The organism is Hydrogenophaga sp. Root209 (genome assembly GCF_001428625.1).
Classification (GTDB): Bacteria; Pseudomonadota; Gammaproteobacteria; order Burkholderiales; family Burkholderiaceae_C; genus Hydrogenophaga.
The window spans coordinates 39454-54904 of sequence record NZ_LMIE01000004.1; the positions used below are offsets into that span (position 1 = coordinate 39454).

Annotated in this window: 12 protein-coding genes; all 12 read left to right on the forward strand. The window is 51.4% G+C overall.

Annotation, left to right across the window (positions count from 1 at the left end; translation table 11 throughout):
• Positions 1-12 precede the first annotated feature (12 nt).
• Positions 13-1986 carry an asparagine synthase (glutamine-hydrolyzing) gene (gene asnB / locus ASE11_RS04675; RefSeq protein WP_082585519.1) on the forward strand — a complete coding sequence of 658 codons (1974 nt, stop codon included), beginning with the start codon at positions 13-15 and terminating at the stop codon, positions 1984-1986.
• The gene (locus tag ASE11_RS25185; protein WP_082585520.1) at positions 1983-3059 is read left to right on the forward strand and encodes an acyltransferase family protein; all 1077 of its coding nucleotides are present in this window, start codon (positions 1983-1985) and stop codon (positions 3057-3059) included. The genes asnB and ASE11_RS25185 overlap by 4 nt, the downstream gene beginning before the upstream one ends.
• 43 nt (positions 3060-3102) lie before the next feature.
• Entirely contained in the window at positions 3103-4353 is a 1251-nt protein-coding gene (locus ASE11_RS25190) for an oligosaccharide flippase family protein (protein WP_082585521.1), read from the forward strand.
• The gene (locus tag ASE11_RS25195; protein WP_082585522.1) at positions 4350-5213 is read left to right on the forward strand and encodes a class I SAM-dependent methyltransferase; all 864 of its coding nucleotides are present in this window, start codon (positions 4350-4352) and stop codon (positions 5211-5213) included. Before ASE11_RS25190 ends, ASE11_RS25195 begins: the two co-directional genes overlap by 4 nt.
• The gene (locus tag ASE11_RS26970; protein ID WP_082585523.1) at positions 5200-6177 is read left to right on the forward strand and encodes a glycosyltransferase; all 978 of its coding nucleotides are present in this window, start codon (positions 5200-5202) and stop codon (positions 6175-6177) included. Before ASE11_RS25195 ends, ASE11_RS26970 begins: the two co-directional genes overlap by 14 nt.
• A gap of 55 nt (positions 6178-6232) precedes the next feature.
• A complete protein-coding gene (locus tag ASE11_RS25720; protein WP_156406236.1) occupies positions 6233-7585 on the forward strand; it encodes a hypothetical protein in 1353 nt (450 codons plus the stop codon).
• A 518-nt stretch (positions 7586-8103) separates the two neighbouring features.
• Positions 8104-9918, forward strand: a complete 1815-nt coding sequence (locus ASE11_RS04680; RefSeq protein ID WP_235501192.1) for a heparinase II/III family protein — start codon at positions 8104-8106, stop codon at positions 9916-9918.
• On the forward strand, positions 9915-11207 hold the full coding sequence (locus ASE11_RS25205) for a glycosyltransferase (RefSeq protein WP_082585525.1): 1293 nt from the start codon (positions 9915-9917) through the stop codon (positions 11205-11207). Before ASE11_RS04680 ends, ASE11_RS25205 begins: the two co-directional genes overlap by 4 nt.
• A gap of 30 nt (positions 11208-11237) precedes the next feature.
• Complete coding sequence (locus ASE11_RS04690; protein WP_056267025.1) at positions 11238-12197, forward strand: NAD-dependent epimerase/dehydratase family protein; 960 nt, start codon at positions 11238-11240, stop codon at positions 12195-12197.
• A complete protein-coding gene (locus ASE11_RS04695) occupies positions 12194-13345 on the forward strand; it encodes a glycosyltransferase (protein WP_056267029.1) in 1152 nt (383 codons plus the stop codon). The genes ASE11_RS04690 and ASE11_RS04695 overlap by 4 nt, the downstream gene beginning before the upstream one ends.
• Positions 13342-14598, forward strand: a complete 1257-nt coding sequence (locus tag ASE11_RS04700) for a glycosyltransferase family 4 protein (protein WP_056267034.1) — start codon at positions 13342-13344, stop codon at positions 14596-14598. The genes ASE11_RS04695 and ASE11_RS04700 overlap by 4 nt, the downstream gene beginning before the upstream one ends.
• Complete coding sequence (locus tag ASE11_RS04705; RefSeq protein ID WP_056267039.1) at positions 14595-15449, forward strand: dTDP-4-dehydrorhamnose reductase family protein; 855 nt, start codon at positions 14595-14597, stop codon at positions 15447-15449. The genes ASE11_RS04700 and ASE11_RS04705 overlap by 4 nt, the downstream gene beginning before the upstream one ends.
• Positions 15450-15451 lie beyond the last annotated feature (2 nt).

A 15451-nucleotide genomic window follows, 5' to 3' on the forward strand; every position in this document is an offset into this window, starting at 1 on the left:
GGCAGAAATAGAATGTGCGGAATCACAGGGTCGCTAGCAATTGGCGATAGTTCATTTGTTATCTCCAAAGAATTTATCGAATCGATGCGAGATGCCATGAAGCACCGTGGTCCTGACGGCTGTGGCGTTTGGGTGTCACCCGACAGCCGCATCGGTCTAGGACATCGTCGGCTGTCCATCATCGATCTTTCCGATACAGCGGCTCAACCAATGAGCAATGAAGATGGTAGTTTGCAGGTGGTGTTCAATGGTGAGATCTACAATCATGCTGCAATTCGTGAGGAACTCGAAGCGATTGGCGGACATGTGTGGAAGACCGATCATTCAGATACCGAAGTCATTTTGCACGCCTTTGAGGAATGGGGCATTGAGTGTCTTCATAAATTTCGAGGCATGTTTGCTATTGCACTCTGGGATAGCAGAGAGCAGGAACTCTGGCTGATTCGTGACCGCATGGGTGTTAAGCCGCTTTACTATAGCTTTCACAATGGGCGTGTCAATTTCGCCTCAGAGATTAAAGCTCTGCTTAAAGATCCGCAACAGGAGCGTGCGGTCAACGAAGAAGCGCTGTATCACTACTTATCATTCCTGACAACGCCCGCCCCTTCCACGCTGTTTGCGGGTATCAAAAAACTCCCGCCAGCGACTTGGATGAAGATCTCCTTGGACGGAAGTCTGCAGGAGCATCGTTATTGGGACGCCTTGGATCATTGTGTGGACGTCAGTCACTTAAACGATGAACAAATTGCCACGAAGATTCTCGACGAACTGAAGGTTGCAGTTCGGTTGAGGAAGGTCAGCGATGTACCCGTAGGCGTCTTTCTTTCTGGCGGCATCGACTCCAGCACGAACGCCGCACTTTTCTCTGGCGGATCCGGCGAACACGTCAAGACATTTTCCATCGGCTATGAAGGGGCGTACGACAGCTACCAAAATGAGCTGAACTTTGCCCGGCGCGTGGCAAAGGACGTGGGTGCTGAATATCACGAAAAGCTGCTTACGGTAAGTGATTTGATCGACTTTCTGCCTGAAATGGTACACCTTCAGGACGAGCCGATTGCTGATCCCGTATGTGTGCCTGTTTACTATGTGTCCAAGCTAGCCCGTGACAATGGCGTTATCGTCTGCCAAGTGGGTGAGGGTGCTGACGAATTGTTCTGGGGCTATCCTGGATGGAAAACCTCCTTACGCCTGCAACATCTCAACGACCTTCCTATACCGAAGGTCTTCAAACGGATTGGTCTGTCCGTCATGCGAGGGATCAACAAACAGCTCTCCTTTTCATACGAATGGTTGCGCCGCGGGGTTGAAGGACAACCTGTGTTCTGGGGTGGTGCAGAGGCGTTTACGGAGGCACACAAGGCCCAACTACTCTCACCGAGGCTGAGGAAGGCACTCAAAGGACTTTCCTCGTGGAACGCGATCGAACCCTTTCATCAACGATTTAAAGCAAAAGCAAAGGGTCAGCATGCATCTTGGCTGAACTGGATGACCTATCTGGATCTCAACCTTCGATTACCCGAACTGCTATTGATGAGGGTGGACAAGATGAGCATGGGGGTCAGCCTTGAGGGACGAGTGCCCTTTCTTGATCACAAGCTTGTGGAACTGGCTATGAGCATCCCTGAATCTGTCAAGACGCGAAACGGCACACTCAAGCACATTCTCAAGAAGGCCGTTCGCGGCGTAATCCCCGACGAGATCATCGATCGGCCTAAACAAGGCTTTGGTGTACCGATACACGAATGGCTTTTGGATAAGCTGGGAGATGAAGTTCGCAAAGAACTGGCGGAATTCTGTAAAGACACCGATTTCTTTGACAAGGCTGAAGTATTTCGACTGATCGAAGAGCGAAAAGCTGCGCAGGTATGGTATTTGTTTAATTTCGCCTTATGGTGGAAGACCTACATCAAAAATCAAATAGTCAGTACGGAGGATGGAAAGCGACTCAATGAAAGCACGCAATTTGATCAGGCTTCCTTATGAAAATTGAGGCGGCTGCTGCCAACATCTCGTTGAAGGATAACAATTTTGATCTGATTCGACTGGCGGCAGCATTGCAGGTCGCGGCGACACATCTTGCGCATTATCTCAAAATTGAATCTCAGTGGATAGCAATTTTAGAGTATTTCCCCGGCGTACCTATTTTTTTCTTCGTCAGTGGATATTTGATATTTCAATCTTACGCAGAAACTGAAAGTACTCAGCGACATTATTTCTTTCTAAATCGTGCGTTGCGACTGGCTCCAGGGCTATTGGCCTGCACAGGCTTAACACTTATATCCGTAGAGCTTAGTGGCTATCATATATTTCGGAAAGAGTATTTCGACGATCTGGTAATCTTAATTGCTGCCCACAATAGTATTGCTCAGTTCTATAATCCCGAATTCTTAAGAAGTTATGGCTCGGGAGCACTCAATGGCAGCTTGTGGACAATCGGCGTAGAAGTTCAGTTCTATTTATTGATGCCTTTTCTTTTTGCACTCTCGACGAAACACAAAAAAATTGCACTTAGCCTGCTGAGCATCGCTGTTATTGCAAACATTGCAAACAACCACATAAATGACAGAACGTCAATTGCAAAGCAATTAATTGACTACTCCTTCATTCCTTGGGTCTACATGTTCGCATTTGGAGCCTTCCTGTCAACACAACGACGTCTGCGCTCACAAATCATCAAAACGAAATTGCTCTATCTTCTACTGCCATATTGTTTTTGCTACTTCATCTCAGACGCAATAAAGTTCGGAAGTGGAAATTCGATAAATCCAATATGCTTTATTTTATTGAGTACACTAATAATCAAATGCGCATACTTAAACCCAAAACTTTCCGATAAACTTCTTAGACGAAATGATATTTCTTACGGAGTGTACATTTACCATATGCCGGTCATTAATTTTTTGCTACAGACAAATTTAATGATTGGAAGCAATGCATTTATTCTTGGGATGCTCTGCACGACAGTAATCGCCGGTCTTTCTTGGATGGTGGTTGAAAAGCCTTGTATCAAATTAAAGAAGCGACCGAATAGAGAAATTGTGCCACTCGAAATATAATGTATTCGCAACCGACGATTACATAATTGGAAATTTATTCAGAATGTTAAAAGGTGCAATCGCATCGACTTTTGCAGCCAACTTCGTCACCAATCTGCTGGCGTCTGGCAGTGTGCTGGTACTTGCAATTTTTCTACAAGAAACCGATATCGCCCAAGTAAGATTGATACAGGCATACATTATTATCGGCATTACGATTGCGAGTCTCGGATTCACTACTGGCGTCCTTAAGTATTGCGCAGCATCTGATAAGCAGATAGATAATTGGGCGTTACTCAACAAGACGATTATCTTGACTTCATATGCCTCTTTGGGTTATATCGCAGTCGTATCAGTAGCGATATTTACGACAACTACAAATTGGGACGACCCAAGATTAATAGTACTTCTTCCTCTGGCATTAATATCTGTCCCTTTGGGTGTTGTTGTTGAATTGTTTCGTAATTTTTTATACGCAAAGAATCAGTTCGCAACTGCCGCATCTGCACAGATCTTTGTAAGAATCTGGACTTTCGCAATCACAATCACGCTAGCCTATGCATATGCTCTATCTGGTTATGTTGCCGGCACCGTCATATCATTTCTCTTCGGCGCACTGCGATTTGCTAGAGAAGTCTCTTTTAAATTTCGAGAAGCTGGAACAGCTCCCCACACCGAACTGCCCTCTGGATTCTTGAAATTTTCTGCATTTGCAATGTTGGGCAACTTATTTGTCATTGCAGGAAGCTATGGAGATATCCTGCTTTTGGACTCGTTGGATATTGATCGAAATATCCTTGGTGCTTATGCACTTGCATCTGCTCTGGCCGGCGGAATCATGGTTATTACAACATCAATTCAAACGGTGATTTCACCGGATATGATTCGTAGCGTCGCCTCCCCTGATCGATTGAAGAAGGCATTTATACGAGCGCAAGTTCGACTTGCAATTTTAAGCATTGGTGTTGCGGTATGCACCATTTTTTTTGTTGCATTCGTTTTTCCCATCATATATGTTGACAAATATCGATTAACTCCCGAACTGTTTGCAGGACTGTGCATCAACTATGTGTTGGTATCTTGCGGGACATTGGGCGGAAGCGTTTTGATTGGTTATGGCAAAACCTCCATAAACACAATCATTGCGGGGTCTGCACTCATCGCGGGATTTATCTGCGGTTATCTGCTTGTCTTAGAGTTTGCTGTTTGGGGAATGGTTTGGGCCAAACTAATTTATGGGCTGGTTTTTGTGCTTTTGAGCAATTCATTAGCACTCAAACAACTGAGGACTCAGTCCAACAAGGAATTTAAATGATTATCAATAATCCGGCATGCATTATTTGTCACTCAACCAAGACAATGCCCATCTTAAATGTGCCGAGTCCTGTTAACGGATCGCTTGCATACACGCTGTATCAATGTGCAGCTTGCGATTCGAGGTTTTTTGACCCAAAAGAGCATGAAATAGATATCCGAACTGCCAATGAAAAGTTCTCGCTTGCGGAGCCATACATTAAAGTCGCCTTCACTCAGAATCCGTATTGGCAGCATCAGGTGCAAGTTATTACTGCCTTACACCAAGGCAAGATACGGTCAATATTAGACTGTGGCTGCAGAACGGGTGATTTCTTGATGCATTGGCCTATGAACATTGCTCGGACCGGGATAGAGGTTGTTGACGACGTTGCAGTCGTTGCAAGATCCAGGGGGTTGAATGTAATTAATACGCCGCTTGAAGAATCCCACCTGGAATTACAATACGATGTGGTTAGTTGTTATGCGATCTTGGAGCATCTAACCAAGCCAGAACAGGTTCTAAATGCATTGGCAAATTCAGTTGCTCCATCTGGAATACTTGCGCTGATGGTTCCATCGCATGAAAGTGTCAAAGCCAGATTACAAGGGCCTAGTTGGCATCAGTATTACCCACCATTTCATCTTGGATTTTTCTCGCGCAGGTATTTGGACGAATTCATGAAGAAACGGGATTTCGAGATGGTGTCAACAACATTCACGAGCGGAGGAATGTTCAATCCATTCTCAAGAATTCCATTGGCCGCAAAAGCCTGGTCAAAACTAATGTTTCTATTTGATAGATTTAGCCCTACGCGATATACGCCGCTGTTTGACCACATGTATATTTATTATCGGAAGATCGATAATGCACAAACTTGATTCAATAAAGCGCTGGTTTTTTGTCGGAGCGTCACCTCCCCCATTTGGCGGAGTGACGATCTTTGCAAAACGGCTTATTGGACTTTGGCGAAAGCAGGGGAAATTTGTTCTCCAGATGGATTTGCTCCACGCCTCTAAGACGCAAAAAATTTTATATCTATTGAAACTAGTATTCGCGCCTGCAAACAATGGTATCTATATCAATGATTTAAGTGGCATCGGACTGGTTGGAGCAACATTCAATTTGAGAAATGCCAGCATCTTCTTTCACGATCATAATTACGATCTTTCAAAATTGAATGGCTTCCAGGCTTTAGCATTGAAACACTGCCTGTCTAAATGTGCGACGGTTTTTTTTGATGGATTGCACTCGAGGCACAATTACATCTCCAGGGGATATCTCAGAGAATCAACGGTATACCAATTCTCCTCTCCATTTTTACCGCAAGATCTTTCGGAAAAGAATGACATTATTTCCAAGTACCCTTCCGAACTCAACAAATTCATCACGAATCACTCGCCGTTGCTGTCAGCAAACGCATTCAGAATTATTTTGACTGATGCTGGGATTGATTTATATGGATTGGACATGTGCATTTCATTGCTGGCTGCAACAAGGGAAAGAGCACCAAACGCTGGATTTGTTTTCGCGCTTTCAGACAGTACGCCGTCAGAATATTTGCGTTTAATGCAGAAGAAACTCGCTTCAATGGGTCTCGATGAACATTTTTTCTTTTTCACCGGAACGGGAGAAGTGTGGCCACTATTTCAATTGTCTGACATTATGGTACGTCCAACTTCAACTGATGGTTATGGAATAAGTATCGCTGAGGCTATATATGCTGGCACCCCTGCAGTTGCCAGCGATGTGTGCGACCGCCCAGCCGGAACCATCACATTTAAGTCACGTGACCAAGATGATTTAAATAAGAAAATTTTTAATGCCTTGAAACTGGATTCATAATTGGTATTCTTTTGATTAATTTTCAGAAAAACCTGCCATCAAGGTAAATCGTTCGATGAGGCTCAGAAAATCTCAAATTGCATCTACTCTTATCGTTGCGAGCTTTATCGCCTCCGGTCTAGATGCGTATCAGTTTTTCAACATTCCAAGCACTTGGTATTCTTACTTAATAGCATTGATCGCAATGCTGTTTTTACCTCAACGTCTGTCGAATCATAGAGCCATCACATTTTATTTACTTTTTTTCGCTTGGGCAATGACAACCACCTGTGTCGCCCTAGTCAACCTGACTTCATCATTAACCCTTCAAGATTTGATGTTTATCTTAATTAGGTTTTTGAAGCTGTTCTTTTTTATATCGACGTTGTTTATTTACTTCAATTTTTTTAACTCGCGAGAAGATATTATTCCATTTATCTCTGCGGTGATTTATATTGGGGCAATATTTGCGGCAATTGCACTTTACATCTATGTCGCGCAAGTGGCCGGATTACCCGAATTTGAGCGCAACAGGATGGGGACGGGTGGCGATTTAGTGGCAAGCAAACCAATATTTACGTATCCATTTCACCGACTTCTAGGAACCTTCCGCGAGCCTGGACTGTACGTCGAATGGATACTGCTTCCTTATTTTCTTTCAGTTCAGTTTATTTGGCGATCAAGAATAATTGCACTTTGCTCCGGCCTTATGTTGGGATCAATTTTTCTCACTGGAAGCCTACTGGGAATAGTAATTGTAGCCTCTACCGGGGGACTGGCAATTCTGAGCTGGACAATTGACTCTCGTAAAATCGTTAACTATCGATATTTCGCGTCCATATTTATCGCACTCAGTATTTTTTCGGTGTTAGTTGATGGTCAAAAAGATACCCATGGATACAGGATAGCTGATACCAGTCATATGCATGCAGGACAATTAGTCATGCTCATCATTGAAGATCGCGTCAAACCACTTGCTCAATCAGGCATGCAAGCAGAAAATCGAGCTTACTTATCCAAGGCAATCGATTTTTACACCGTAAATCTTACTGGTATCGGACTTGGCATTTCTAATCTTCAGTTGGCGAATGCATTAAAGAGTAAACTACCGGGCAGCTTCCTTAGTCTGTATACAAATGCCCTTGTATCCACCGGAATTATTGGAATATTTTTGCTATCCGTTTCATTGGTATTTCCCCTACTTGAGAAGAAGATCGGTGAAACCGCGAAAATTCTGTACCTAAAGGATAGCGCGATCTGGTTACTCTGTCTTTATGTGGCATATTTTCTGACCTTCTATGCAACGATCGAAGAATTATCCTACGGATTTGCAATCACCACGGCATTGATTCTTCAAATTGCACATATCATCACTGACCGCGCTTCTCTCCGGTCTATGAAATCACGTTCATTGACTTCATGCAAATGATTGCTTGGCAGTTTATATAATAGACAGAGCGTATTTTGGCCACGCCTCAACTTTTATCTACGTTTCTTTGCGCTCATTTATTTGGTTAAGCCTCTTACTTGACAAGTGAATCAAGTCCAATATGATTGTGTATGAGGATATTCAGTATCATTACGCGCCTAATCCGAAGATCCAATCGAGAATTGAGAAGCATAGCCGCACAATTGTTTAATCAATTTGCATCCAGCTATCCAGAAAATAATTCCGCGCATCCATTCGTAACAGCAAGTTATTTTGCATCTTTTGATCGCTCTTGCATCAAATATCTCGCTATTCGATATCCTCGTTTCCCCTTATTTCTGCGTGAACAGGCCGAGTTTGCGCTTACTCATTCTTTTAACTTGCTCGGATCTGGCAGATGCGTTGTATTCCACGGAATGGCCTCAAGAGGGAATGTTGCAGTAACCTATCCCGCCTCCAGGCCAGTTCGTGCGGATACTGCCGGACGTTGGTTGACCGGGCGAATCAACCGCACAAACTTGATTGAATCCCAACGCATTTGGCAATTGATCGGCCCGAACTACGTGCCCATCGACTGGCAGCTGGATTTCAAATCGGGCTACCGTTGGCGTGAAAACATCTGGCATCGAAGTATTTCTTTTGGGCGATTGCCCGGTGTGGACATCAAAGTGCCCTGGGAGTTGGGGCGCATGCAACACCTGCCCACCTTGGCGCTGGCTTGCCATTTCGCGCGTACGGAAGCCCCTGGGTTTCGTGTAGCAGCAGAGTACGTCCAAGAGTTTCGCAACCAAGTGCTTGACTTCATCGCAACGAATCCCCCCGGTTTCGGCGTGAACTGGAGTTGCGCGATGGACGTGGCGATACGCTGTGCAAACCTGCTCGTGGCACGCGACATCATCATGGCTTCTGGTGAGCATCTGGATGACGTCTTTGAGCGCGTGCTCACCGCAAGCATCCTTGCTCACGCCAGGTACGTCGTCAAAAATCTAGAATGGTCACCCGTGTATCGCGGCAACCACTATCTGGCCAACATCGTCGGGCTACTCTTTGCCGCCACCTACTTGCCAAAGAGCGACGAGGTCGATGGATGGCTGGCATTCTCGGTGCAAGAACTCGTGGCCGAGGTTGACTATCAATTCCACGAGGACGGTAGCAACTTTGAAGCTTCGGTGTGTTACCACCGCTTGTCCGCAGAAATGGTGCTTTGGGGGTTTGCACTCTTGAGCAATCTGCCTGCAGAAAAACTCGCTGCTCTGACACAACAAGACGTCCACCACCGCAAGAAGGTGTCGCGATTGCGCTCAGGAAGCTGGGAGATGCATCCCGTTCCGGGCAGTGATCGGGTGTCGCCAGTGCCGTCTTGGTGTTGGGAGCGCCTCGCCAAGATGGCGGATTTCACCCAAGCCTTGACACGGCCAGATGGGGCCGTCACTCAGTTTGGGGACAACGACAGCGGGCGTTTCTTGGTCATTGGCAGTGGCGAGCAGATTCGAGCAGACAACGACCCTGCAGCCTGCGCGTGGTCTCTGGACCACGGCTCGCTGTTGGCAGGGATTCGAGCAATCTTGGCCGACGGGTCTCACAACACCGCTTACGACGACCCCGCTGCTCACATCATTCGGGCGTTTGCGGGGCTATATCCAACAGATCGAACCGCGACCTTTGCCCTCCCAGCAACGGACTCGTCTGGCGGTAGATGTGTGGGCGACGCGCAGGTATGGGCAGACCACATGCGACGATTCGAAAACACACCTCAAACAAGGCGCTGGAAATCTCACTTCTCAGCCAAACCATCGGGCTTGCTCAATGAAATGACGTACCAAGCTTTCATGGGCATGGGGTGTTTTGTGTTCCGCAGCCCTCGCGTCTATCTTGCGGTTCGCTGCGGTGAGATCGGCATCTCTGGGCTGGGCGCGCACGCGCATTGCGATCAGCTCGGTATCGAACTCGTGCTGGATGGAGTCGACCACGTTCGTGATCCGGGAACCTGCATCTACACCGCGTCGATGGAGAAACGAAACGCATACCGATCAGCCACGGCACACCATGTTCCCAGGGTGAAAGGCCGCGAACCCGCAAACCTGAACCTCGGTCCCTTTGACTTGCGTGGAGGCGCTGAAGGCGAATGCCTGTATTTCGGAAGCAAGGGGTTCATCGGTCGACATTCAGGGTATGGCGCTTGGGTCTATCGCATCGTCGCGCTTGAGGATGATGGGATTTCGGTCCTGGACTTCACCGAAGGCGAACTATTGCTTGCCGACCCGACCCCACTGCCACTGCCTTTTTCGTCTGGTTACGGATATCCAGTCAGCCATGCGCCTTCACCACCGTGAAAATTCTCATCATCACGTATTCGTATACGCCTGACCTGACGCCCAGAGCATTCAGATGGTCTGCATTGGCCCAACAGTTCTTGCAGTTGGGTCATGAAGTGCACGTTCTTTGTGCAGCACGTTTGTCTCAAGAACCGGCCGTATCAGATGACGGCGTGAAGGTGCACCGCGTTCAGGACTGGCTCTTGAATGCATCTCGGCGAGTGACTCCAACGAGCACCAGCACCACGAATCCTCCACAGTCCACATTCGTGCACAAACTCAAAGCAACGCTGCGAAAGGTCGCAAGAGCGGTCTGGCGAACGACGTATTGGCCAGACTTTGCATGCGGATGGATCGTTCCCGCCACGGCCGCCGCCAGGCAGCTGTGCACTCACCACGATTTTGACTGGGTGATTTCTGTCTCTCATCCTTTCACCGGCCACGTCGTGGGTCATCGGGCTCGGACGGGTGCGGGCAAGGCGAAATGGTTGGTCGATATCGGTGATCCGTTCCACCTCATGTCGGAACCTGCTCCGAACAACCAGCGGTTCTTCTCGCGTCTGAACCGATTTGTCGAGAGTCGCATCCTCGCGAACGCAGACGCGGTGTGCGTGACCACCGAGTCCACACGACAAATGTACAAAGTGCACTTTTCGGTTCCGGACGAGAAAATCCGTCTGGCGCCACCCCTGTTGTCCCTGCCGGCGCTGCCGCTGGGAGCGCCGCCGTCCACACGCCCGGTATTGCGGTTGGTGTTTATAGGCACCCTGTACCGCAAGCTGCGCAGTCCGGGCTATATGCTGGCCTGCTTCGAAGCCCTGCTCTCTACCATTTCTGACAGACAACTGGAACTGCACCTCTACGGCGCCGTCAACGATTGCACTGAGGAGTTGGCGGCGTGCCCTGTTCAGGTCAGAAGCTCGCTCTACGTACATGGCATGGTCAGTCGGACTCAAGTCCATGAAGCCATGCTGGACGCGGACATTCTCGTCAACATCGGCAACGACTCTGCTTCGCAACTGGCGAGCAAAGTCATCGAGTACATGGCGGTGGGGAGGCCGATCCTGAATCTCATCAGTATTGAGCGGGACACCTCAGTACAGGCGCTTCGTGAATATCCCGCCACGTTGACGCTCATAAGAGCCTCCGAAGGGCCCACATTGAATGAGCTGGAAAAGCTACGAGCGTTCGTGCTTAGCCCGCCCGAGGTCTCCTTCTGTGAAGTTGAGAAAATCAGGGCGCGTTTTTCTGCAGCACATGTGGCAAATCTCTACATTGCACAAATGACGGGACAACCAGAACCATGAACAAGAAGCTGAGCTCGTTCGGAATGCCCAGTGAGTACCGCTGACATGCCGCCGGTTGTACTGACCGGCGCCAGCGGCTTCGTGGGTCGCCACTTGATTTCTTTGCTGTTGGCCGAGGGCACGCCGGTGCGGGCGCTGTCGAGGGCACCACGTGCCAGCGAGGGCAGCGGCATTGAATGGATCGTGGGTGACATGAAAGACCCGTCAGTATGGGAGCGGTTGCTGGTGCCTGACTGCACGGTGGTGCATCTGGCGTACGTGCCGCAACCCTCCATCAATGACGCTGTCGAGGTAACCCACACCATGGTGACCGGGTGCGCGAAGGCACGTATCCGCCGCCTGATCCACTGCAGCACGATCTCGGTTTTCGGAAGAACCGCCGGAGGCTCCATCAACGAATCGACTCCCTGCAATCCCATCGATGACTACGGGCAACAGAAGCTGGCGATTGAACGTACCTTCCTGGGGGCGGTAAACGGCCGTTTTGAACTGGCTGTGCTGCGGCCTGCCGCCGTGTTCGGACAGGGTGGGCAAGCACTGCAAACCTTGTGCAAGAGCCTCGTGTACAACCCCGGGTGGCTGAACTACGCTCGCTCCTCCCTGTTCGGACAACGCAGCATGCATCTCGTGCCGGTAGAGAACGTCGTGGCAGCCCTGAGTTTCTTGTGCCAGGCACAGCGCACCCTCCAAGGTGACGTGTTCATCGCCTCTGAAGATCACGATTCGTCCAATACGTTTCGCTGCGTCGAGCAGTTGCTGATGAAAGCGTTGCAGGTTCCCGACTACCCCACTCGCCCGCTCCCGCTGCCCAAGTCGTTACTGCCGGCAATCCTTCGTCTGCGAGGTCGCAGCGAGATTGATCCGTACTGCACCTACGGGTCGACCAAGCTGCGGGCGTGGGGATTCGTTCCGCCATTGGAACTTGTCCCCGCATTGCAGGCGTTTGGAACGCGCTATCGAGACGGCTTGTCAACCAGAGAATCGATATGAAGGTGCTCCTGGTCAACCATTTGCTGGACACCGTCACGGGTGGCGGAACCGCCGAGCGCACATTCCAGATTGCGCGGTTCCTCCAGCGTCAGGGCGTTCAATGCACCATCCTGACACTGGACATCGGCAACACGGCCGACAGGCAGCAAGAACTCGCAGACGTCAGGATGGTGGCTGCTCCATGCATCAACCAGCGGTTCTTCATACCGAAGTTGTCTTCCAGCGAGCTTCAGGCGTTGGTGGCCGACGCCGATGTGGTGCATCTCTCCGGACACTGGACCGTGTTGAACGCTCGGGTTTTCCTTGCTTGCCGCAAGCTGGGCAAGCCGTACCTTTTTAATCCGGCCGGGGCGCTGCGGCCATTTGGACGATCGCTTCTGATCAAGCGCCTATACAACGCCTGGGTGGGCAGCCAGATCGCCACCTCGGCAGCAAGGTGCATCGCCATTACACAAGACGAGCGCGCCGACTTCCTGGCCTTCGGCGTACCCGATGAGCGGATATGCGTCATACCCAACGGCATCGACCTAGAGCAATACGCGCACACCGTCCGAAGTCGCGACGCGGCCTGCGCCGATATCGCCTCCGGTTTGAAAGGAGCCCCCTACGTTCTGTTCCTCGGACGGCTCAACCACATCAAAGGCCCAGACCTGTTGCTGGAGGCCTTTGCCGCCATTGCCAGCCGATTTCCAGAGCACCACCTCGTGATGGCCGGGCCGGACGGTGGCCTGCTGGAGACGCTGCGGGCGAGAGCTTTGGCTCACAGTCTGCAAGACCGGGTGCACTTCTCTGGTTTCATCAGCGGGGCGAAGAAGTCCGAGGCCTTGCGCTTCGCCAGTTTGCTGGCCATCCCTTCACGACGCGAAGCCATGTCCATCGTGGTGCTTGAGGCAGGTGCGTGCGGATGTCCGGTGCTGTTCACCGACGCGTGCGGACTGTCGGAAATCGCACAGGCCGGGGCCGGGATCATGGTGGCCGTCAGTACAGACGCGCTGATTGCAGGGCTGGCACAGGCACTGGATTCGCCTCAGCAGCAACGGCATAGCGCACAGGTACTCGCGCACATCGTTGCCGACGAGTACCTCTGGCAAGTCCAGGCTGCGCGCTACGCCTCGCTGTGCAACGACATCTTGTCGGAGCGTGCATGAGGGTTTTGCTGGTCAGCCAGTATTTTTGGCCTGAAACCTTCGGCATCAATGCATTGGCGAGGAGCCTGCAAGAACGCGGCTTACACATCACCGTGCTGACCGGCAAACCCAACTACCCCGAAGGGCACATCTTCAAAGAGTACTCAGCCTGGGGCGTGCAGCGCGAGCAGCACATGGGTGTGGAAATCATTCGTCTGCCACTCGTTGCGCGTGGCGTGCTCTCGCCGGGCCGTCTGGTGTTGAACTACCTGTCATTCATTGCCTCCGGTACCGTGATCGCGCCGTGGCTGCTACGCGATCGTCGCTTCGACGTGGTTTTTGTCTACGCTCCATCGCCCTTGCTGCAAGCCTTGCCTGCCGTGTTTTTGGCCTGGCTCAAGCGCGCACCGCTGGCGGTATGGGTTCAAGACCTCTGGCCGGAAAGTCTGTCCGCGACGGGGTTCATCAAGAACCGCATGGCTCTGGGTCTGGTCGCGCGCGTGGTGCGCTTCATCTACCGACATACCGACCGTGTGCTGGTGCCCTCCGAGGCATTCAGGGCGCCGATCCTCGCGCTGACAAACGGCACCGCCAACATCCACTACTACCCGAACGCATGGGTCGAAGAAGCAGTGTCCGAAGCCCCCGTCGACGTGGATTCCTTGGTCAACGACATCGCCTCGGGCTTCTCGATCGTGTTCGCCGGCAACCTCGGCGCCGCCCAATCCCTCGACACCATCCTGGATGCGGCCGAGCGGCTTCAGAACGCCAAATCGCACGCGCGGTTCTTTCTGATTGGCAGCGGCAGTCTCTCCAACTGGCTAAGCGACGAGATCCAGCGCCGCAACCTGCGCAATGTGACGTTGCCCGGGCGGTTTCCACCCGCCGCCATGCCTCGGCTGTACGAAGCGGCGTCAGCTTTGCTGGTGTCGTTGCGCAACGAACCGATCTTTTCGTACACGATTCCGAGCAAGGTGCAAGGCTATCTGTCCGCCGGACGGCCTGTCGTCGCCTCGCTCAACGGCGAGGGCGCCCGGGTGGTCACAGAAGCCGGCGCGGGCATAGCGTGCGCCGCCGGTGATGCCCAGGCACTGGCCGAAGCGGTGCAGGTTCTGACACAAATGGACAGCAGTTCACGCACCAAAATGGGCGAAAATGCCCGCCGGTATGCGCTTGCTCATTTCTCTCTGGACCGGTTGGCCAGTGATCTGGTGGGGCAGTTCGAAGAACTTGTGGCCACACACGCCATTCAAAATCAGGAGAAATCACGGTGAGAGTTTTGGTATTGGGTGCCTCGGGCATGCTGGGCAACGCCATGCTGCGCACCCTGACGCAATCGGATGCCTTCGAAGTCTGGGGAACCGCCCGGTCGGCCAGCGTGTTGAAACACTTCGACGCCACCTTGGCGCAGCGCATCGTCACAGGCATTGATGTCGAGAACGTCGACGCACTGACCGCCTTGCTGGCCCAGGTGCGCCCTGAGGCGGTGATCAACTGCATCGGCCTCGTGAAACAACTGGCGCAAGCGGACGACCCGCTGTCCGCACTGCCCATCAACGCCCTGCTGCCTCATCGACTGGCGCGTCTGTGTGGGCTGATGGGTGCGCGCTTTGTGCACATCAGCACCGACTGCGTCTTCAATGGCAGAAAGGGTGACTATCACGAGTCCGACCCGTCGGACGCGGAAGACCTGTATGGCCGCTCCAAGTACCTGGGCGAAGTGACTTACCCGCATGCCATCACGCTGCGCACGTCCATCATCGGCCACGAGTTGAGCAGCGCACACGGACTGGTCGGCTGGTTTCTCGCGCAGGAAGGCTCCGTCAAAGGCTATCGGAAGGCCATCTTCTCGGGCCTTCCCACTGCGGAACTCTCGCGCGTCGTGCGCGATGTCGTGCTACCCCACCCTGAACTGTCAGGCCTCTACCATGTGGCGGCGCAGCCCATCGCCAAGTTTGCCCTGCTGCAACTGGTGCGCGATGCCTACGGCAAGCATATCGACATCAAGCCCGATGACAGTGTCGCCATCGACCGGTCGCTGAACGCCGAGCGCTTCCGGGAAGCCACCGGGTATGTCGCTGCGCCTTGGCCCGAACTCATCACGCGGATGCGCGATTTTCACTGAAG

Excerpts from the sequence above, each read along its gene's own strand:
- asnB (WP_082585519.1), top strand. The coding sequence starts at position 13 with ATGTGCGGAATCACAGGGTCGCTAGCAATTGGCGATAGTTCATTTGTT.
- ASE11_RS25185 (WP_082585520.1), top strand. The coding sequence starts at position 1,983 with ATGAAAATTGAGGCGGCTGCTGCCAACATCTCGTTGAAGGATAACAAT.
- ASE11_RS25190 (WP_082585521.1), top strand. The coding sequence starts at position 3,103 with ATGTTAAAAGGTGCAATCGCATCGACTTTTGCAGCCAACTTCGTCACC.
- ASE11_RS25195 (WP_082585522.1), top strand. The coding sequence starts at position 4,350 with ATGATTATCAATAATCCGGCATGCATTATTTGTCACTCAACCAAGACA.
- ASE11_RS26970 (WP_082585523.1), top strand. The coding sequence starts at position 5,200 with ATGCACAAACTTGATTCAATAAAGCGCTGGTTTTTTGTCGGAGCGTCA.
- ASE11_RS25720 (WP_156406236.1), top strand. The coding sequence starts at position 6,233 with ATGAGGCTCAGAAAATCTCAAATTGCATCTACTCTTATCGTTGCGAGC.
- ASE11_RS04695 (WP_056267029.1), top strand. The coding sequence starts at position 12,194 with ATGAAGGTGCTCCTGGTCAACCATTTGCTGGACACCGTCACGGGTGGC.
- ASE11_RS04700 (WP_056267034.1), top strand. The coding sequence starts at position 13,342 with ATGAGGGTTTTGCTGGTCAGCCAGTATTTTTGGCCTGAAACCTTCGGC.